15 protein-coding genes, 1 tRNA gene and 1 other RNA gene are annotated in these 18,418 nt (G+C 59.0%); 8 read left to right on the top strand and 9 right to left on the bottom strand.

Translation table 11 applies throughout. The features are described 5' to 3' along the window. Positions 1-22 precede the first annotated feature (22 nt). Positions 23-598 carry an LON peptidase substrate-binding domain-containing protein gene (locus ACB040_RS06850; protein WP_005334473.1) on the top strand — a complete coding sequence of 192 codons (576 nt, stop codon included), beginning with the start codon at positions 23-25 and terminating at the stop codon, positions 596-598. Between the two features lie 249 nt (positions 599-847). On the opposite strand, the gene ACB040_RS06845 is transcribed toward ACB040_RS06850, so the two are convergent. Next, positions 848-2,944, bottom strand: a complete 2,097-nt coding sequence (locus ACB040_RS06845; protein ID WP_371153728.1) for an ATP-binding protein — start codon at positions 2,942-2,944, stop codon at positions 848-850. A gap of 31 nt (positions 2,945-2,975) precedes the next feature. Continuing rightward, positions 2,976-4,160, bottom strand: coding sequence for an FIST signal transduction protein (locus tag ACB040_RS06840; protein WP_371153726.1), 1,185 nt, complete (start codon positions 4,158-4,160; stop codon positions 2,976-2,978). Positions 4,161-4,273: 113 nt separating this feature from the next. On the opposite strand from ACB040_RS06840, the gene yvcK reads away from it, so the two are divergent. After that, a complete protein-coding gene (gene yvcK / locus ACB040_RS06835) occupies positions 4,274-5,188 on the top strand; it encodes a uridine diphosphate-N-acetylglucosamine-binding protein YvcK (RefSeq protein ID WP_005334480.1) in 915 nt (304 codons plus the stop codon). Between the two features lie 39 nt (positions 5,189-5,227). Here yvcK and ACB040_RS06830 read toward each other — a convergent pair whose 3' ends face one another. From ACB040_RS06830 to lpcA, 3 genes are all read right to left on the bottom strand, one after another. Beyond that, the gene (locus ACB040_RS06830; RefSeq protein WP_371153724.1) at positions 5,228-5,563 is read right to left on the bottom strand and encodes an Hpt domain-containing protein; all 336 of its coding nucleotides are present in this window, start codon (positions 5,561-5,563) and stop codon (positions 5,228-5,230) included. Positions 5,564-5,854: 291 nt separating this feature from the next. After that, positions 5,855-6,664: a class II glutamine amidotransferase gene (locus tag ACB040_RS06825; protein WP_236562085.1), complete on the bottom strand. Its 810-nt coding sequence runs from the start codon at positions 6,662-6,664 to the stop codon at positions 5,855-5,857. Between the two features lie 164 nt (positions 6,665-6,828). Next, positions 6,829-7,407: a D-sedoheptulose 7-phosphate isomerase gene (lpcA, locus tag ACB040_RS06820; RefSeq protein ID WP_005334485.1), complete on the bottom strand. Its 579-nt coding sequence runs from the start codon at positions 7,405-7,407 to the stop codon at positions 6,829-6,831. 256 nt (positions 7,408-7,663) lie between these two features. Between lpcA and fadE the strand changes: the two genes are divergently transcribed. Together fadE and ACB040_RS06810 are read left to right on the top strand one after the other, a co-directional pair. Beyond that, complete coding sequence (fadE, locus tag ACB040_RS06815; protein WP_338771904.1) at positions 7,664-10,120, top strand: acyl-CoA dehydrogenase FadE; 2,457 nt, start codon at positions 7,664-7,666, stop codon at positions 10,118-10,120. A 179-nt stretch (positions 10,121-10,299) separates the two neighbouring features. Then, a complete protein-coding gene (locus ACB040_RS06810) occupies positions 10,300-11,574 on the top strand; it encodes an amidohydrolase (RefSeq protein WP_338771906.1) in 1,275 nt (424 codons plus the stop codon). A gap of 81 nt (positions 11,575-11,655) precedes the next feature. Here the strand turns inward: ACB040_RS06810 and ACB040_RS06805 are convergent, their stop codons facing one another. Together ACB040_RS06805 and ACB040_RS06800 are read right to left on the bottom strand one after the other, a co-directional pair. Next, positions 11,656-12,003: an RnfH family protein gene (locus ACB040_RS06805; protein WP_042054648.1), complete on the bottom strand. Its 348-nt coding sequence runs from the start codon at positions 12,001-12,003 to the stop codon at positions 11,656-11,658. Then, positions 11,996-12,430, bottom strand: coding sequence for an SRPBCC family protein (locus tag ACB040_RS06800; protein WP_005334496.1), 435 nt, complete (start codon positions 12,428-12,430; stop codon positions 11,996-11,998). The genes ACB040_RS06805 and ACB040_RS06800 overlap by 8 nt, the downstream gene beginning before the upstream one ends. 169 nt (positions 12,431-12,599) lie before the next feature. On the opposite strand from ACB040_RS06800, the gene smpB reads away from it, so the two are divergent. Together smpB and ssrA are read left to right on the top strand one after the other, a co-directional pair. Further along, positions 12,600-13,088, top strand: coding sequence for an SsrA-binding protein SmpB (gene smpB / locus ACB040_RS06795; protein ID WP_005334498.1), 489 nt, complete (start codon positions 12,600-12,602; stop codon positions 13,086-13,088). A 166-nt stretch (positions 13,089-13,254) separates the two neighbouring features. Then, positions 13,255-13,614: a transfer-messenger RNA gene (gene ssrA, locus ACB040_RS06790) on the top strand. A 325-nt stretch (positions 13,615-13,939) separates the two neighbouring features. Here ssrA and ACB040_RS06785 read toward each other — a convergent pair. Together ACB040_RS06785 and ACB040_RS06780 are read right to left on the bottom strand one after the other, a co-directional pair. Then, a tRNA-Thr gene (locus ACB040_RS06785) sits at positions 13,940-14,015 on the bottom strand. Positions 14,016-14,104: 89 nt separating this feature from the next. Next, the gene (locus tag ACB040_RS06780) at positions 14,105-14,845 is read right to left on the bottom strand and encodes a phosphatase (protein ID WP_201998000.1); all 741 of its coding nucleotides are present in this window, start codon (positions 14,843-14,845) and stop codon (positions 14,105-14,107) included. A 468-nt stretch (positions 14,846-15,313) separates the two neighbouring features. On the opposite strand from ACB040_RS06780, the gene ACB040_RS06775 reads away from it, so the two are divergent. Then, a complete protein-coding gene (locus ACB040_RS06775) occupies positions 15,314-15,967 on the top strand; it encodes a TetR/AcrR family transcriptional regulator (protein ID WP_005334507.1) in 654 nt (217 codons plus the stop codon). 48 nt (positions 15,968-16,015) lie between these two features. Beyond that, positions 16,016-18,355 carry an acyl-CoA dehydrogenase gene (locus ACB040_RS06770; RefSeq protein ID WP_371153718.1) on the top strand — a complete coding sequence of 780 codons (2,340 nt, stop codon included), beginning with the start codon at positions 16,016-16,018 and terminating at the stop codon, positions 18,353-18,355. The last annotated feature ends 63 nt before the right edge of the window (positions 18,356-18,418 follow it).

The raw sequence follows: 18,418 nt of genomic DNA, 5'->3' as shown, positions 1-18,418 counted from the left end.
ACTACTCAATGGAGGATGGAACATGAAACTACAACCTTTGGCACTGTTCCCCTTGCCTTCCCACATACTGCCGGGCGGCAAGCTTCCTCTGCGTCTGTTCGAGCCACGCCACCTGCAGATGCTCAAGGAGTCATTCATCAACGATCAGGGCTTTGGCATCGTGATGGAAGAGTCGACCACCTCGGGACAATCCGGCCGCATTCTGCCGGTGGGCACCCGGGTCAAGGTGACTGACTTCTACACCCTCAATGATGGCCTGCTGGGTGTGACGGTGCTGGGACTGGAGCGCTTCTGTATCCACGAGATGGAAACAGACGAGATGGGCCTGCGCCGGGCCAAGGTGGAGATGCTGCCCAACTGGCCGAGCACCCACTCAGATTTCAACGACAAGCTGCTGGTCAATCGCCTGCGGGAAGTGTTCGAGCAGTATCCGGAGCTTGATGAGCTCTATCCGGACAAGCGCTTTGAAGATGCCGCCTGGCTCTGCCAACGCTGGCTCGAGATATTGCCGATGCCGATTTATGAAAAGCAGATGCTGATTGCCAAACAAAACAGCGAAGCGGCCCGTAAATTTCTGCATCGCCTGATTTCACAATGACAAAAACAGCATTGCAAAATGCAATTATTCCAACAATGAAAATGTGAAATTCGCATTTTGCGAGTAAGTAGGAACGCAAAACACCATAACAAGAGAGAGCCGCTGCGCTAAACGGCCAAAATTGAACACAAAAGAGTCCTGAAAAAGTTGGCACAGATTTTTCATGTAGATTGATACAACCCGATTTATCCCGTGCTCTCTTCAGTATTTGCTGAAGAACTGGTCAACCCACAAAGTTGACCATTTTTTTTATCCGCGCGTCGGCAACCGCTGACCAAAATGACGCTGCAAACACTCTCTCAGCCGTGACAAGGTGATGGGCTTGGCAAGAAAGTCATCCATCCCCTGCGCCAGACAGCATGCCTTGTCCTCCGCCATCGCATTGGCCGTCAGGGCGACGATAGGCATAGTACATCCCAACTCACGCAAGCGCCGGGTGGCTTCCAGTCCGTCCATCAGGGGCATCCGCATATCCATCAGGATCAGATCCGGGAGCTGCTCATCCACCTGCGCCAGCGCCTCCAGACCATTGGCCGCCAGCCGTACCTTGCCCACCAGTTTTTGCAGCATCAGCGACACCACCAACTGGTTCACCGGGCTGTCCTCCACCACCAGCACATCCAGTGGCAGCAGTGCCGAAGCCCCCTCCTCCCGCTGCGGCTGGCTATGGCAAGGCAACGCCATGCCAGGCAGTTCGAACCAGAAACAGCTTCCCTTGCCCGGCTCGCTCTTCAGGTGGATCTCTCCCCCCATAAGCGTCACCAGACGCTTGCTGATGGCAAGACCGAGGCCGGTACCGGAAAAACGCCGGGTGGCCGAGTTATCGACCTGGGAGAAGGGCTCAAACAGCAGCGCCTGATCCGCATCGGCGATCCCGATCCCGGTGTCGGAGACCGAGATAAGCAGCTTCTCATCCTGCCAACCCAGGTGCAGTGTCACCTGCCCCTGCTCGGTAAACTTGAGGGCGTTGTCCAGCAGATTGCCCATCACCTGTGACAAACGCATCGGATCACCCTGCAACTCCCGGGGCACAGACTCATCGACCCGATAAACCAGCGCGATCCCCTTGGCGGTCGCGCGAGCTTGCAGCGGCTCGACCAGAGATTGGCAAAGCTGGACGGGTTGCAGGGTCTCGCAGTGAAAGACCAGGGTTTGCGACTCGATTTTCGAAAAATCGAGCACGTCGTCGATGATGGTTTGCAGCAATCTGGCCGAGTGGGTGGCATGACGCAGCAGGCTCTGTTGCTCCGGCGCCAGCTCGGCATGCTGCACCAGATCGAGCATCCCCAACACCGCATTCATGGGCGAACGGATCTCGTGGGTCATCATGGCCAGAAACTGGGACTTGGCACGGTTGGCCGCTTCAGCCTCATCACGTGCCCGCGCCAGCTCCTCTTCCCGGCGGATCTGGTTGCTGATATCCCGGGCTGTGCCGCGATAACCAATAAACAGGCCATCATGGTCAAAGCAGGGCTCGGCGCTCACCTCCATCCAGCAGGGGCCGTGTTGCAGCGCGACCTGCATCCGCACCCCTCGCACCGGCCGGCGCAGCGCCAAAAGCTGCAGGTATTTCTGGGCATCGCAGCTCTGCTTGTTGCAGACGTAGTCATAGAGGGTCGGCCGGGTCGCCTGCGGGGTCATCTCATCCAGATAACCCGGCTCTGAGGCGTAACTAAGGCGATGCTCGGCATCTGTTTCCCAGAACCAGTCCGAAGCCATGGCGGCGAAGCTGCGAAAACGGCGTTCGCTGGCCTGCAGCGCCTCGGTTTTTACCGCGACCTGCTCCTGCAACCGGGCCCGATAGGTGATGTTGACCAGCGCCTGGGCGATAAGAGGACGGCAACGCTCCATGGCGGCCTTGCTGGTGAGATCGAAGGTGCCCGCCCGAGCGTGGCGGCAGATGAGGGTGGCGGTAAAACCGGGGGCCTGCAGCCCGGTCAGCATCACGCTGGCCCAGCCCGGCTCACTCGCCAGCGGCGCCAGCTCAGGGAGCTGGGCGGGATCGTAAATCACCAGGGTTTCACCCGAGATGGCGCGGGCAAATGCCGGGGTCATGCGCCAACCGCGGGCTGATAGCATTGGCTCGGTACTGAGGTGGGTACTCCCCAACTCCCCTTCCCAAGCCACCACATCAGCGTGCTCAAAGCCGATAAAGGGTTTGAGCACCTGGATAAGGCTCTCCAGCACCTGCTCCAGCGTCTTGGCATCGGCGAGGGTGGCAACCCCCCCCAGCAGAGTCTGGGACTCGTGACGATACTTGGCCTCGCGCTCGCGGCAACGCATAAGGTCGACCAGCGTGGTCTGCAATTTGTCGCCGAGGGCTTCCAGTTCACTGTTGCCAATCATCTTGTTGCCTGCTCTGTTATGTTCTGCCGACTCAACGGGTCAGGAAAATCACGCTCGATACCATCAGGTTGCCGTGGGCCAGCTCGCCATTGGGCAGCCGCCCCTGCTCGCCGAAGGTAAAGGGGGTGATAAAGGGGATCTTGCCGAGGCGAGCCTGGCTCTGCTCGACAAATTGGCACAACATATCACCTAGCGCCAAACGACAACCAGCACAAAAGATGATGAGAGCGCCGATAGGCTGCAATTCCACATCGACCCCATACCCTGGCTCGACGCGCATGGCATTGAGGCTGCGCTGCAGCAACCCTTCCTGACTGCTGTACATCAACAGCAGACGCTCCCCTTGCACCACATCGGTAAAGAGGCGTAGCCCGCCCTGTTCGGTCACAGCTTCAGGATGGGAGAGTTTGTAGTAAGGAATGCCATCCAGCGCTCCCACCTGACGAGCCAGCGGGGTGAGCGTGGTCTCCCGCAAAATCGCCCCCACCGGCCAGGGCTGCTCGCGACCGCACCAGCGGGCATAGACCTCGGCAGCAGGCTGGTGATCGATGGTGAGTACCTCCCGCCCGTTGCAGGCTGTGATCTCGCCACTGAATTCGGCAGGCACATAACCGGAGTGAAACTGAAAAGCCAGCTGGCAATCGGGATAGAGCACCGCCAGACCGATGCCATCCTGACTCACCGCCTCATCCCAGCAGAGCTGCCAGTCATCGCTGACACTGCTATCTGCCGCGGATCCACCGACCACCGGCACCGAGGCACCGAGTTCTGCCTCGATTCCGGCCAGCAGCCCCTCCTCCTTGCCGGGACTGGCATGAAACAGGATCAGCTGGGGCAGCTCGCCCGGTCGACCACAATCGCTCATGGCTCGGCGCAGCAACTGCCGCACATCCACCCCGTCACCGCTGGCACCGGCTACCCCGAATGCCCCTTTCTCATCGTACAGGGCAGCAACGGCCAGCCCATATCCGTCTCGGGCGTGGTGTCCCATCTCGGTCATGACACCACCGCAAGAGCTGCACCCAAGCAGGCGGGTCGTCGGGAACTGGCGTTTGAGCGCGTCGCGCAGTATCGCCCCCTCATGGGCTTGGGTAAAATAGAGTAACAGCAGGGAGGGGGCCTGATCGGCATGGTGGCGTAGCTGCGCGCAGATATCTTGGGCCGCCAGCGATGAATCCTGGGCGAGGGAGTGAACGGTCAGAAATTTCAACACCATCTCCTTGTTTTATCGAATGGCAGCCTCAAGCAAAAATCATACCTTTATCAAACAATTATCTCGCTTCGCTTGCTAACATAGCGGTCAACTGAGACCAATAACAGGACGCCCATATGTGGCAAAAAAACATCAATGACTTCGATCGGGTCGTTGCCATCGGTGGTGGCCACGGCATGGGACGAGTGCTTTCGTCCCTCTCGTTTCTCGGTCAACGGCTCACCGGCATCGTCACCACCACAGATGATGGCGGCTCGACCGGACGCCTGCGCAAGAGTCAGGAGTGCATCGCCTGGGGCGATCTGCGCAACTGCCTGAACCAGCTGGTGACCGATCCCAGTATCGGCAGCCTGTTGTTCGAATACCGCTTCGCCGGCAAAGGCGAGCTGGCGGGCCACAACCTTGGCAACCTGATGCTGCTGGCGCTCGATAATCTCTGTGTCCGTCCTCTTGATGCTATCAAGCTGATCAGTGACATGCTCAAAATCGAGTCACAATTGCTACCCATGTCTGAATTTCCCACCGATCTCTGCGCCCATATGGAGTGTGGCACCCAGATCCTGGGAGAGGTATCCATCGATCAACTGGCAACACCGCCCCTATCCCTCGGCCTGATGCCGGAGGTGCAAGCGACCCGGGAAGCGGTGCTGGCACTGCAGCAGGCGGACATGATCATTCTGGGGCCGGGCAGTTTTCTCACCTCCATCATGCCGCCACTGCTGCTGGCCGAGATCGCCCAGGCCATCAACGAGAGCAGCGCCATGCTGGTTTTCGTCTGCAATCTGGTGGCGGAAAACGGCCCTGCCAGTCAGCTGGATCTGATGAGTCAATGTCGCTGGCTGGAATCCCGGGTCGGCCAGGGTCGGCTGGATGCCATCCTGGCCCCACAGGGCGCGGGTGATGCGGGGGACTGGCAAGGGCGTGTGATCGAAGCCGAGCTGGGCGAGCTTGAGCTGCCCCATCGGCACGATCGGTTGAAGCTGAAACTGGCGCTGGACCGGATCATCCAGCAACTGCTCAACCAGCGTTAGGCAACGGTCACAGCGCCCCGGCATCCCTGCATGGCGCCGTTACTGATAATCGGCAAGAAACGCTAGCACCTGGGGCAAGGAGGCCTCCAGCTGTTGCAACTGGCGCTCTGCCTCGGCCACATCGGCCTGCTTGCTGGCCATCTCCAGCGCCATCACCTGCTGATAACTCGGCATGGCGCCATAGCTGCCACAGGATGATTTCATGCTGTGCGCCACCCGAGCCAGCGCCTCCCACTCTCCCTGTTCATAGAGGGGTCTGAGCTGACTCAGCTGCTCGCCCACCTCTTCAATAAAAACTGCGATGACCACGGGCAGCATATCCGGACCGATATCCTCTGCCAGCTGCTGCAACACCTTGCGATCCACCCACTCCATGCGAGGCTCCTCCAGAACGGTATTCAAACAGACCATACTATAGATAGTTTTCGATGTCGTGGCTCACGACCAGGCTGTGATGAAGCACCAGATTGGATGGCTCAGGGAATAAAGTGGCAAAAAATGTGATCAGTATCGAAATAGCGATGCTGAAACGCCCGTCAAGACAACAACTTGATTGCCACCAATTAACAATTGATCAACACTCAATGCCATCAGAGTGATGATGCTCAGCAACACCTCTCATCCCTTTTGCCTTTTATGGCTGCTGCGAAGAACCAGGGTAGGTATCTACCCTGGTATTTTTTTATCTTGCTCAAGCGCGACCTGGTTGGTCGCCACCCGCTCCCCCATGCGAAACAGATTGAATTCACCGGGCGCCATTTTGACCCAATTCTCATTGCCGGTCAGCGGACGGGTAGTGATCAGGGTGACCACATCGTTGGGGGTGGTCTCCCTTTGAAAGTCGATCACCACCTCCTCATCCAGCAAACTAGCCTCGCCAAAGGGCGCACAGCGGGTCAGCCAGTGCAGGTTGTTGGTGCAGTAGCTCATCACATACTCCCCGTCCGAGAGCAGCATGTTGAATACCCCGAACGCTCTGAGCTCGTCACACAAGGTGGCGAGATAACGAAACATGGCGGGAAAGTTGGCTGGACGCTTGGGATATTTTTGCTCCAGCCGATCGAGCAGCCAGCAGAAGGCGTGTTCGCTGTCGGTATCCCCCACCGGCCGGTGGCGGCCGGTTGGCAGCTTCTTGTAGCCGGTCAGCTGACCGTTGTGGGCGAAGGTCCAGTAACGGCCCCACAGCTCACGGGTAAAGGGGTGGGTATTTTCTAGTGACACGCAGCCACGGTTGGCCTGCCGAATGTGGCTGACCACAGCGCAGCTCTTGATGGGCAGCGCCTGTACCAGTCTGGCGATGGGAGATTGGGCGCTGGGCTCGGGATCCTTGAAGGTGCGAAAGCCCTTCCCCTCGTAGAAGGTGATCCCCCAGCCATCCTTGTGGGGCCCGGTCTTGCCGCCGCGCAGCATCAACCCGGTAAAGCTGAAGCAGATATCGGTCGGCACATTGGCACTCATGCCGAGCAGTTCGCACATATCCGGCAGACTCCTTTCATGATTTGGCTTGTGTCATGTTCGACCAGCACGCTGGTTCGACAGACAGCAGGGGAAGGCGCAATCCCTTCCCCTGTGACTGGCAACAACCGGCAGATGGCGAAGCATGCTTCCGGCGTTGCCCTTGTCTGGTGACGATGGCCTGATTACTTGGCCATCTCTTTTTCGACCAGCTGGATCAGGATGTGGATCACCTTGATGTGCACTTCCTGAATACGGTCGGCATAGCCAAAGTGCGGAACCCGGATCTCGACATCCGCCAGACCTGCCATCTTGCCGCCATCCTTGCCGGTCAGGGCGATCACTTTCATCCCTTTGGCGCGGGCCGCCTCGATGGCTTTCAGGATATTGCCGGAGTTGCCGCTGGTAGAGATGCCAAGCAGCACGTCGCCACGACGGCCGACCGCTTCTACGTAGCGAGAGAAGACATAGTCATAGCCAAAGTCGTTGGAGACGCAGGAGAGGTGGCTCGGATCGGAGATGGCGATACCGGCATAACCCGGGCGGTTCTCGCGGTAACGACCGGTCAGCTCTTCGGCAAAGTGCATGGCGTCACAGTGGGAACCACCGTTGCCACAGGAGAGCACCTTGCCCTCTTCTTTGAAAGAGTCTGCCAGCAGTTTGGCGGCCGCTTCGATGTTTTTCAGGTTCTGCTCATCAGCCAGGAAGGCCTGCAGCACGCTGGCAGCTTCGGTCAGTTCATTGCGGATCAATTCTTGGTACATGATGTCTCTTCCACTGTTTTTAGTGTGCGTGTAGATCGCGGCTATTCTCGCACAAGCGAATCGCACAGTCGCCCCCCTGCGAGCCACAGCGCTGGCGGCGCGTGAGCGTTATGGGGATCACAGAGAGAAGGTAATGAAGATGTAAACAGCTTGATAACTTTGTGCGTATGAATTACAACAGGGGCCATATCCAACAGGTCAGACCTCTGGATGAGTTACACCACGTTGGCACATTTATACACGCAAGGAGCAAGCAATGACGACGACCCTCACTCTGCTCGGGGTGATCCTGGTTATCGGAGCCCTGGCCTATCGCCGGGCATCCCTGTTCATCTCCACCCTGGTCACCGGCGCCGCCCTGGTGCTTGGCGCCCTCTATGGTCATGTGCCCTTGCTGGTATGGGCGCTGTTCGCGGTGATCGCCATCCCGCTCAATCTGGTGGAATTTCGCCGCAATCAAATAACCAAGCCGCTGTTCAAGATCTACAAATCGATCATGCCAGAGATGTCCCGCACCGAGAAAGAGGCTATCGAAGCGGGCACCACCTGGTGGGAAGCCGATTTGTTCGCGGGCAACCCGGACTGGAAAAAGCTGCACGCCATTCCGGTCAGCACCCTCTCTGCCGAAGAGCAGGCCTTTATGGATGGCCCGGTCGAGGAAGTATGCCGCATGGTGAGCGACTGGGAAGTGACCCACGAGCGCGCGGACCTCTCCCCCGAGGTGTGGCAATACCTGAAGGACAACAAGTTCTTCGCCATGATCATCAAGAAGAAATATGGCGGTCTGGAGTTCTCGGCCTACGCCCAGTCCTGTGTCCTGCAAAAGCTGTGCGGTGCCAGCGCCGTGCTCGCCTCCACCGTTGGCGTACCCAACTCGCTGGGCCCGGGCGAACTGCTGCAACACTATGGCACTGACGAGCAGAAAGATTACTACCTGCCCCGCCTGGCGGTAGGTAAAGAGATCCCCTGCTTCGCCCTGACCAGCCCGGAAGCGGGTTCTGATGCCGGCTCCATCCCCGACTTCGGTATCGTCTGCAAGGGCGAGTGGGAAGGCAAAGAGGTGCTCGGTATGCGCCTCACCTGGAACAAGCGCTACATCACGCTCGCCCCTATCGCTACCGTCTTGGGTCTCGCCTTCAAACTGCGTGACCCCGAGCACCTGCTGGGTGAAGAGGAAGAGCTCGGCATCACCTGCGCCCTCATTCCCACTCACATCAAGGGGGTCGGCATTGGCCGTCGCCACTTCCCGCTCAACGTGCCGTTCCAGAACGGCCCGACCCAGGGCAAGGATGTGTTCGTCCCGCTCGATTTCATCATCGGTGGCCCGGCCATGGCCGGTCAGGGCTGGCGCATGCTGGTCGAGTGTCTGTCGGTCGGTCGCGGCATCACCTTGCCCTCCAACAGCACAGGTGGCGTCAAGATGCTGGCCCTGGCGAGCGGTGCCTACAGCCGCATCCGTCGCCAGTTCAAGCTGCCCATCGGCAAGATGGAAGGGATTGAAGAGCCGCTGGCCCGCATCGGTGGCAACGCCTACATCATGGGCGCTGCAGCCAACCTGACCGTGACCGGTATCGACCTTGGCGAGAAGCCCTCGGTCATCTCCGCCATCGTCAAATACCACCTCACCGACCGTGCTCAGAAGTGCATCATCGATGCCATGGACATCCACGGTGGCAAGGCCATCTGCATGGGCCCCAACAACTATCTGGCCCGTGGCTATCAGGGTGCCCCCATCGCCGTTACGGTGGAAGGGGCCAACATCCTGACCCGCAGCATGATCATCTATGGTCAGGGCGCTATCCGCTGCCACCCGTATGTACTGCCGGAGATGCTGGCCGCCAGCCACCCCGACAAGGAGCAGGCGCTGAAGGATTTCGACAAGGCGGTATTCAGCCACGTCGGCTTTGCCATCAGCAACCTAGTGCGCAGCTTCTGGCTCGGTATCACCGGCGCCCGCTTTGCTTCTGCACCGTACAAGGATCAGACCAAGGGCTACTACCAGCAGCTCTCCCGCCTCTCGGCCAACCTGGCGTTCCTGTCAGACATGGCGATGGGCACCCTGGGTGGCGAGCTCAAACGCAAGGAGCGGGTCTCAGCCCGTCTTGGCGACGTGCTGAGCCAGCTCTATCTCGCCTCCAGCGCCCTCAAGCGCTATCAGGACGAGGGACGCCAGCAGGCCGACCTGCCGCTGCTGCACTGGGCACTGCAAGATGCCATGTTCAAGGCACAAGAGGCGATCGACGAGCTGCTGCGCAACTTCCCGAACCGCTGGATTGGCCTTGCCCTGCGCGCCGTGGTGCTTCCGCTGGGTCGTGACCTGAACCGTCCGTGCGACAAGCTGGACCAGCAAGTGGCCCGTCTGCTGCAAACCCCGAGCGAGACCCGCAGCCGCCTGGCCAAGGGCCAATACCTGACTCGCGAAGAAGGCAACCCCTTCGGTCTGCTGGAGCAGGCGCTCGATGACGTGCTGGCCGCCGAGCCGCTGTTCGAGAAAGTCTGCAAGAGCGATGGTATCAAGCGTCCCTTCATGGCGCTGGACAAGGTGGCCGACATCGGCCTGGCCGCTGGTGTACTGACCCAGAGCGAAGCCGATCTGCTGCGCCGCGCCGAGGTAAGTCGCCTGCGCACCATCAACGTCGATGATTTTGACCCCATCGATCTGGTGGCCAACAAGAAGCTGTTTGAAGCCTCCGCTTACCATCACGCGGCCTGATAACCAGCTATCGACAACGCCTCCCTTGTGGAGGCGTTTTTTATGGGCGCTCACCACTATTCACGGCCCGAACAGCCACCACTCGCACGCACAGCTCCCCCGACCAGCTGCAGCCCCCGTGTGGTCAGCCGGGAAAAAAGGCACAATAGCCGACAAATCGAATCACCAAGGAAGCCAAGATGACCCTTGAGCACCTGATCCTGTGGCGCCGCGACCTGCACCGCCTGCCGGAAGCCGCCTGGAAAGAGTTTCGCACCACCAGCCTGATTGCCCACCACCTGAGCGAGCTCGGTTATCGCATTGTGCTTGGCGACAAACTGCTGGCCAGCAATCTGATGATGGGCCGTGATGTGGATGTGGCGGCCGAGAAGGCTCGCGCCCGCCGTCAGGGAGCCCATCCCGACTGGCTGGAGCGGATCGGCGATGTCACTGGGCTGATGGGGGAGCTGGATACCGGCCGTCCCGGCCCGACCCTGGCCTTTCGCTTCGATATCGACGCGGTGGAAGTAGAAGAGTCCGACGCCGAACAGCACCAACCGCAGCAAGAGGGCTTTGCCTCCCACAACAAGGGGTGGATGCACGCCTGTGCCCACGATGGCCACACCGCCATCGGCATGGGGCTGGCCAGCCAGTTGATGGCGATGAAAGAGCAACTGTGCGGTCGCATCAAGCTCTTCTTCCAACCCGCCGAAGAGGGGTGTCGCGGTGGCAAGGCGCTAGCCGCCGGTGGTGCGCTCGATGACGTGGATGCCCTGCTTTCGCTCCATATCGGTATTAACGCTGGCAGCGGCGAGCTGGTGATCAACCCCACCGAGTTTCTCTGCTCCACCAAGTTCGACGTCCACTTTATGGGCACCGCCGCCCATGCAGGGCTCGAGCCCAACGCCGGCAGCAATGCGCTGGCAGCCGCCTGCATGGCCACCACCGCCATGCTCGGCATTCCCCGCCACCGCGACGGCATGACCCGCATCAACGTCGGCCAGCTTCACGCCGGCAGCGGCCGCAACGTCATCCCCGATCATGCCGAGCTGCGCGGTGAGACCCGCGGCGCCGACAGCGCGCTCAACGACTACATGTTCAGTCAGGTACAGCGCATCGTCGAAGGGACTGCCCTCGCCCACGGTGTCACCTATCGCATCATCAAGCAGGGTGAGGCCATTGCCCTCGACAACAGCCCGGCCCTGCAAGCCGAGCTGGCGGCGCTGGCCCGCAAGCAGGGGCTCGCCACTATCCAGACTCGCCGCTTTGGCGCCAGCGAAGATGCCGGTTTTCTGATGGAGCGGGTGCAAAAGCAGGGGGGCGAAGCGGCTTACCTCATCCTGGGGGCCGATCTGGCGGCGCCGCACCATCACAACGAATTCGATTTCGATGAGCGGGTGATGCAAAGCGGGGTCGAGCTGCTGGCCACCTGGGCACGCGCCCGGCTGAGTGTGGCAGAAGCAGCCCTATCTTGATATCCCCTCGGCAAGCTCACCGGCTAACGGGATCAAAAAAAGGCGCCTCGGCGCCTTTTTTCTGCAAGAAAAACCTGAGCACTACTCGCGGAGCTTGCGATGTACATCGGGGCGACCACCGGTCACGCTATCGGCTCTCCCCTCCTCTTTGGCCTTCTCGGCCCGCTTTTTGCGCATCTCGCGGGGATCGGCGATGAGCGGGCGGTAGATCTCGATACGATCGCCGTCGTGCAGCGGCTCGCTCCCTTTCACCGGGCGGCTGTAGATACCGAACTTGTTGACCGCCAGATCGATCTCGGGGTGTTTTTGTACGATGCCGGACTGCTCGATGGCCGCCAGCACGCAGGTCTCGGGCGCAACCCGCAGGGCAATCACCGTCTGCTGCTGCGGCAAGGCATAGACAACCTCGATGTTGAGCTGGTCAGACACCGTAGACCTCCTTCGCCCGGTTGGAGAAGGCGGAGACCATGGAGCTCACCAGATCACGGAATACCTGACCAAAGGCCACCTCGATAAGCTTGGAGGTAAACTCGAAATCGAGATCAAACTCCACCTTGCAGGCATCCACATCAAGCGGGGTAAAGGTCCACCAGCCCGCCAGCTTGCGGAACGGGCCATCCACCAGCTCCATCCTGATCTGACGGTTCACATCCAGCTGATTGCGGGTAGTAAAGGTCTTGGCAATCCCCGCCTTGGCCACATCGACCGACGCCATCATGTAGTCATCGCCAGCCTCGTGGACACGGCTGCCGACACAGCCGGGCAAAAACTGCGGATAGGCATCCACATCGTTAACCAACTTGAACATCTGTTCTGCACTGAACATCACCAGGGCACTGCGCGTAATTCGGGGCATGGCTTTTCCTCATCCAATCGGCGCGATTTTATCACCATGTTTGGGGTTGTGGAGGTAAAACCTCAGCCAAACCGCTCATAAAGCCACCACTTGACCTGCTGCGCGTTTTACAGCCGCCCCTGCCTACGTATAATACGAGCCTCCTAGTCATTGCCGGAAATCGCCCGTCATGAGCAAAAAAAACAGTAAAAACAAAGCCGGGTCCAGCACCATTGCACTCAACAGAACCGCGCGCCACGAATACTTCATCGAAGAGAAGATCGAAGCGGGTCTGTCCCTGCAAGGGTGGGAAGTCAAATCCCTGCGGGCGGGCAAGGCCAACATCAGCGAAGCCTATGTCATCTTCCGCGATGGCGAGGCCTATCTGTTCGGCTCCAGCTTCCTGCCACTGCAAGCGGCCTCCAGCCATGTGGTATGTGACCCGACCCGCACCCGCAAACTGCTGCTGAGCCGTCGTGAACTCGACAAGCTCGAAAGCCTGATTGCCCGTCAGGGCTACACCATAGTTCCCCTCGCCCTCTACTGGAAACAGTGCTGGGTCAAGGTCGAGATCGGCCTGGTGAAGGGCAAGAAAGAGCACGACAAGCGCGAAGATACCAAGGCCCGCGAATGGGATCGGGAAAAAGCTCGCATCATGAAGAACAAGCATCGCGGCTAACCTGCGACTGGCAGGATCAGGACGTCAGTTCACCTTCCCCCGGCGCAGCTGGCTCTTCAGGCTCAGCTGCGTACAATAAATCGGCAAACAGACTGGTTGCCAGAGGGAATGGGTATCAACGCCTTGCTATGACAGCATTTTTGCGTACAATCGCAATTAACAACTTGGGGCTGATTCTGGATTCGACAAGATTCACGAAACCCAAGGTGCATGCCGAGGTGCGGTAGGCCTCGTTAATAAACCGCAAAAAAATAGTCGCAAACGACGAAAACTACGCACTAGCAGCTTAATAACCTGCATAGAGCCCTTCTACCCTAGCTTGCCTGTGTCCTAGGGAATCGGAAGGTCATCCTTCACAGGATCGTGTGGAAGTCCTGCTCGGGGCGGAAGCATTAAAACCAAACGAGCTAGTCAATTCGTGGCGTGTCTCTCCGCAGCGGGTTGGCGAATGTAAAGAGTGACTAAGCATGTAGTGCCAAGGATGTAGTAATTTTGGACGGGGGTTCAAATCCCCCCAGCTCCACCAAATACCGGTCCAACAGTGACCAACGAAGTCCAAGAAACCCGTACAGCGTAAGGCTTTGCGGGTTTTTTGTTGTCTGTAGAAATCCAAGGACGTCGATTTAATCCAGCTCTAAAGGTAACATCTGTGGTAACCCCCCCCCTGGTAACACCGTCTTTGGTGTTACGTTTGACAGGTAACACCTGAGTGGCCACCTACTGGGTGTCTGGCCTGCCAACCCTTCCCCCCTTGGCTTTGCGAGCGCATTTAAAGAGGGGAATGAGAGGGCGCCACCAGCCTAAAAGCACAAAGGGTTAACTTCACCTAGAAGCTAACCCTTTGTTTTATATGGTGCCGATAAGGGGAATCGAACTCCTGACCTTCGCATTACGAATGCGCTGCTCTACCAACTGAGCTATACCGGCTTGTTGCTCTCGACATTCATAAAAAATGACCGGCAAGTCAATTGAGCCAGCTCGATTTTATGAGTTGGCTCATGGTGTTAGAGCACGATTTATAGATCGACAAACTCGGGTATATGGGCGCGGCCGCGGCTCTCGAGGAAATCGAGCAGGGCGCGGGGAGAGCGCACCAGGATCCGCTCTTGCGGGAAGCCCGCTTCGGTCACCAGACGGTGGCAGTGGTCAAAATCGCCAAGAGTAAATGCCACGTGGGAATCGGAGCCGAAGGTGAGATAGGCCCCCAGATCTCGCGCAGCTTCGACTATGGCACGGCAGTTGCCTTCGCTCCCCGGGCGGGAATGAATGAAGGAGGAGTTGTTGACCTCCAGCGCCACCCGATAGTCGGCAGCCGCCTTGACCACCGCCTGAATGTCGATGGGAAATGCGGGGTTGCCCGGGTGGCTGATCATGTCGACCCGACCACTCTTGATGGCGTTGATCATCGCCTGGGTGTGGGTTGCCTGATCGCAGGGAGGGAATACCTGCTCATGAAAACCCGCCATGATCATGTCGAGGCGCGACTCATAGCGCTCGGGAAAATCGATCTCCCCCTCCAGGTTTTTGATGTTTGCCTCGATACCCCGCAGGATCCCTACCCCATCCACCACTCTTGGCAATATCGGCAAGTTGGCAAAGTGCCAGACATGAGGGGCATCGGCCATCTCGGGCCCGTGATCCGTGGTAGCGAACAGCTTGATCCCCTTGGCCCTGGCTATCGGCAGATAGTCGTGGATGGTGCTGTAGGCATGGGTGCTGGCAATGGTGTGAGTGTGGGTATCGACCGGGTACTTCATCTTCTCTCCCCTCATATTTTGAAAGGGCAGCATAGCAAAGAGCGGTAGCTTGGGCCACGCCAGTGCTTGCCACACTTTGTCACAAAATACCGCGAAGCTGACATAGTCTGAGGGGCTCTGGCTGGCATACTGCCCCCGTCGATACATGCCTGAACTCGCATCGACAGTTTGCCGTCAGGATGACGCGAACTCACTTTCCCCACCGTCGCGCCCTGCGGCGGTTTTTTTTGCCTGCAAACCGCAAACCGGTAACAAACGCGCAAAAAAAGGCCCAACTAGCATGGAGCAGGTTGGGCGAGACTTAATGTTTAATTGCAGTGGCATAGATATAGAGTCCTGCTTTTTGACTAAGTTCCGCCCACTTTGCTTTTTTCATCGAAAAACATTCCGCTAACACTCATTCACATTCTCTTGACACTTCACGTTATGAAACGTACTTTTTAAACATTCGTTTAAGTGAGGTGTCCAGTGAGTAAAATCGATACCAAAAACCGTATTCTCGACGCCGCTGAAGTGCTGTTTGCCGAGCGGGGATTCGCCGATACCTCTTTGCGTCTGATCACCAGTGAGGCCGATGTCAATCTGGCATCGGTGAACTATCACTTCGGCTCCAAGAAGGAGCTGATCCAGGCGGTGCTCGACCGCTATCTGAGCCTGTTTATGCCCGATCTCGATGCCCGCCTGCGGGTACTGATGGAGCAAGAGCAGCTGACCCTGCTGCAACTGTTTGAAAGTTTTGTAGAGCCACTGATGAAGCTCTCGGCAGTGCGAGCCAACGGCCCGGCCATCTTTATGCAGCTGCTGGGGCGCGGCTATATCGACAGCCAGGGCCACCTGCGCCGCTTTATCACCGCCCACTATGGCCCCATTTTGCAGCGGATCACCCAGGCGATCTCCAAGGCCAATCCGGCCCTGTCGCCCGCGGATCTCTTCTGGCGCCTGCACTTCACCCTGGGCACCGTCGTATTCACCATGGCCTCTGCCGATGCCCTGCGCGACATCGCCCTAGCCGACTTTGGCCAGCAACTCGATGTGGAAGGGCTGGTGCGCAACGTTATTCCTTATCTGGCGTCCGGAGTCGGGGCGCCCGTGGAGTCGACCAGGCTATCCCTGGCCGTGTAACAACCAACAATAAATCAACGGAAACAGTGAAATAGAAGGAACTTCGGTATGATCACATTGCTTGTCCTGCTGGTGCTGGCGATAGCCGTTGTGCTCGGCGTACCCTCCATCCGTAAAAAGGTGGTAACCCGTCCGGTGTTCGGCATCTTCAAAAAGATACTGCCGCCCTTGTCAGCTACCGAGCGGGAGGCCATGGAAGCCGGCTCCGTCTGGTGGGATGGCGAGTTGTTTCGCGGCAACCCCGACTGGAAAAAACTGCACGGCTACGGCAAGGCCGAGCTGACCGCAGAGGAGCAGGCCTTTATCGACAATCAGGTCGAAACCCTGCTCGCCATGGTTGATGACTTCAAGATCGTCAACGAAACCAAAGACCTGCCAGAGCCGGTGTGGGACTATCTGAAGAAGGAAGGCTTCTTCTCCCTGATCATCCCGAAATCCTACGGCGGCCGCGAATTCTCTGCGATTGCCAACTCCACCATCGTCACCCGCATCGCCACCAAGAGCCTGAGCGTGGCGGTCACCGTCATGGTGCCGAACTCCCTCGGCCCGGGCGAGCTGCTGATGCACTATGGCACCCAGGCCCAGAAAGATTTCTGGCTGCCGGGGCTGGCCAATGGCAAAGAGGTGCCCTGCTTCGCCCTGACCGGGCCGGAGGCGGGCTCCGATGCCGGTGCCATTCCTGACAAGGGAATCATCTGCAAAGGGATGCACAAGGGTGAAGAGGTGCTGGGTATTCGCCTCAACTGGAACAAGCGCTACATCACCCTGGCGCCCCGCGCCACCGTGCTGGGACTGGCGTTCAAACTCTATGACCCGGAAAAACTGCTGGGTGACAAGGAAGAGCTCGGCATCACCTGCGCACTCATCCCCACCAACCACCCGGGCGTGCGCGTCGGCGATCGCCACTACCCCATGGGTCTGGCGTTCATGAACGGCCCGACCTTCGGCAAGGATGTGTTCATTCCGCTCGACTGGATCATCGGCGGCCCGGATTACGCCGGTCGCGGCTGGCGCATGCTGGTGGAGTGCCTCTCCGCCGGTCGCGGCATCTCGCTGCCTGCCCTTGGCACCGCCTGTGGTCACATGGCAAGCCGCACCGTGGGCGCCTACTCCTACGTGCGTAAACAGTTCGGCATGTCCATCGGCAAGTTTGAAGGGGTGCAAGAGGCGCTGGCTCGCATCGGCGGCCTCACCTATCAGCTGGAAGGGGCCCGTCGCATGACCGCCGGTTCGCTGGATTTGGGTCAGGCACCGGCCATCGTCACCGCGATTTCCAAGTACCACATGACCGAAATGGCGCGTCAGATCATGGATGACTCCATGGACATCCACGCCGGTCGTGCCATCCAGCTGGGCCCGAAAAACTACACCGGCTACGCCTACATGGGTATTCCGGTCGCCATCACGGTGGAAGGGGCCAACATCCTGACCCGCAACCTGATGATCTTCGGGCAAGGAGCTACCCGCTGCCACCCGTACGTGTTTGCCGAGCTGGAAGCGGCGGCCGACACCGACGTGGAACGCGGTCTCGAGAAGTTTGACGCCCTGCTGATGAAGCACATCGCCTTCGGCGCTGGCAACTTCTTCGGTTCCCTGTTCCAGGGGCTGACTCTGGGCCAGTTCAACAGCGCGCCGGTAGCTGGCGAAACCGCCCGCTACTACAAACAGCTGTCCCGTATGAGTAAAGGGCTGGCCCTGTGCGCCGACGTCTCCATGCTGATGCTGGGTGGCGATCTCAAACGCAAGGAGATGATCTCCGCCCGTCTGGGTGACGTGCTGAGCCACCTCTATCTGGCCTCCGCTACCCTCAAGCATTACGAGGATCAGGGCCGCATGGTCTCCGACCTGCCGTTCGTGCAGTACGCGGTGGAGCGCAACCTCTACCTGATTGGCAAGGCGTTCGAGGGCTTCTTCCAGAACTTCCCGAACAAGGTAGTGGGTGCCGTACTCAAGCGGGTGGTGTTCCCGTTCGGCGTCGGTTACAAGATGCCGGCAGACGATCGCTGCCACGCCATCTGTCTGGCCATGATGAAGCCGGGCGAATTCCGCGACCGTCTGACCGCTCTCTGCTATGTCGGCAAAGACGAGGCAGATCCGGTCGGTCTGATGGAGCGCGCCTTCCAGGCCATGGTCGCTGTGCAGCCCTACGAGAAGAAGCTGGTACAGGCCCAGAAAGAGGGCAAACTGCCCCGCAAACTGGCGCTGCCGGAGCTGGTTGCCGCCGCGCTTGCCGGTTCCATCCTGAGCAAGGACGAAGCGGACAAACTGCTGGCCGCCGATGCCCTGCGCTACGAAGCCATTCAGGTAGACAACTTCGCCCCGGGCGAGCTGGAAGGCTTCTCCCAGCAAGCAAACAAGCAGCCAAACAAGGTCGAGCACGCCGCCTGATCCCCTGGCAAACCAGTACCAAACCGGCCCTCGTGGCCGGTTTTTTTGTTTGTTAACCATGCA

The organism is Aeromonas sp. S11(2024) (assembly GCF_041402345.1).
Classification (GTDB): Bacteria; Pseudomonadota; Gammaproteobacteria; order Enterobacterales; family Aeromonadaceae; genus Aeromonas; species Aeromonas veronii.
This window is presented reverse-complemented; position numbering and strand designations above follow the sequence as displayed.

Coding starts and splice junctions, on each gene's coding strand:
- ACB040_RS06850 (WP_005334473.1), top strand. CDS start 23: ATGAAACTACAACCTTTGGCACTGTTCCCCTTGCCTTCCCACATACTG.
- ACB040_RS06845 (WP_371153728.1), bottom strand. CDS start 2,944: ATGATTGGCAACAGTGAACTGGAAGCCCTCGGCGACAAATTGCAGACC.
- ACB040_RS06840 (WP_371153726.1), bottom strand. CDS start 4,160: ATGGTGTTGAAATTTCTGACCGTTCACTCCCTCGCCCAGGATTCATCG.
- yvcK (WP_005334480.1), top strand. CDS start 4,274: ATGTGGCAAAAAAACATCAATGACTTCGATCGGGTCGTTGCCATCGGT.
- ACB040_RS06830 (WP_371153724.1), bottom strand. CDS start 5,563: ATGGAGTGGGTGGATCGCAAGGTGTTGCAGCAGCTGGCAGAGGATATC.
- ACB040_RS06825 (WP_236562085.1), bottom strand. CDS start 6,664: ATGTGCGAACTGCTCGGCATGAGTGCCAATGTGCCGACCGATATCTGC.
- lpcA (WP_005334485.1), bottom strand. CDS start 7,407: ATGTACCAAGAATTGATCCGCAATGAACTGACCGAAGCTGCCAGCGTG.
- fadE (WP_338771904.1), top strand. CDS start 7,664: ATGACGACGACCCTCACTCTGCTCGGGGTGATCCTGGTTATCGGAGCC.
- ACB040_RS06810 (WP_338771906.1), top strand. CDS start 10,300: ATGACCCTTGAGCACCTGATCCTGTGGCGCCGCGACCTGCACCGCCTG.
- ACB040_RS06800 (WP_005334496.1), bottom strand. CDS start 12,430: ATGCCCCGAATTACGCGCAGTGCCCTGGTGATGTTCAGTGCAGAACAG.
- smpB (WP_005334498.1), top strand. CDS start 12,600: ATGAGCAAAAAAAACAGTAAAAACAAAGCCGGGTCCAGCACCATTGCA.
- ACB040_RS06780 (WP_201998000.1), bottom strand. CDS start 14,845: ATGAAGTACCCGGTCGATACCCACACTCACACCATTGCCAGCACCCAT.
- ACB040_RS06770 (WP_371153718.1), top strand. CDS start 16,016: ATGATCACATTGCTTGTCCTGCTGGTGCTGGCGATAGCCGTTGTGCTC.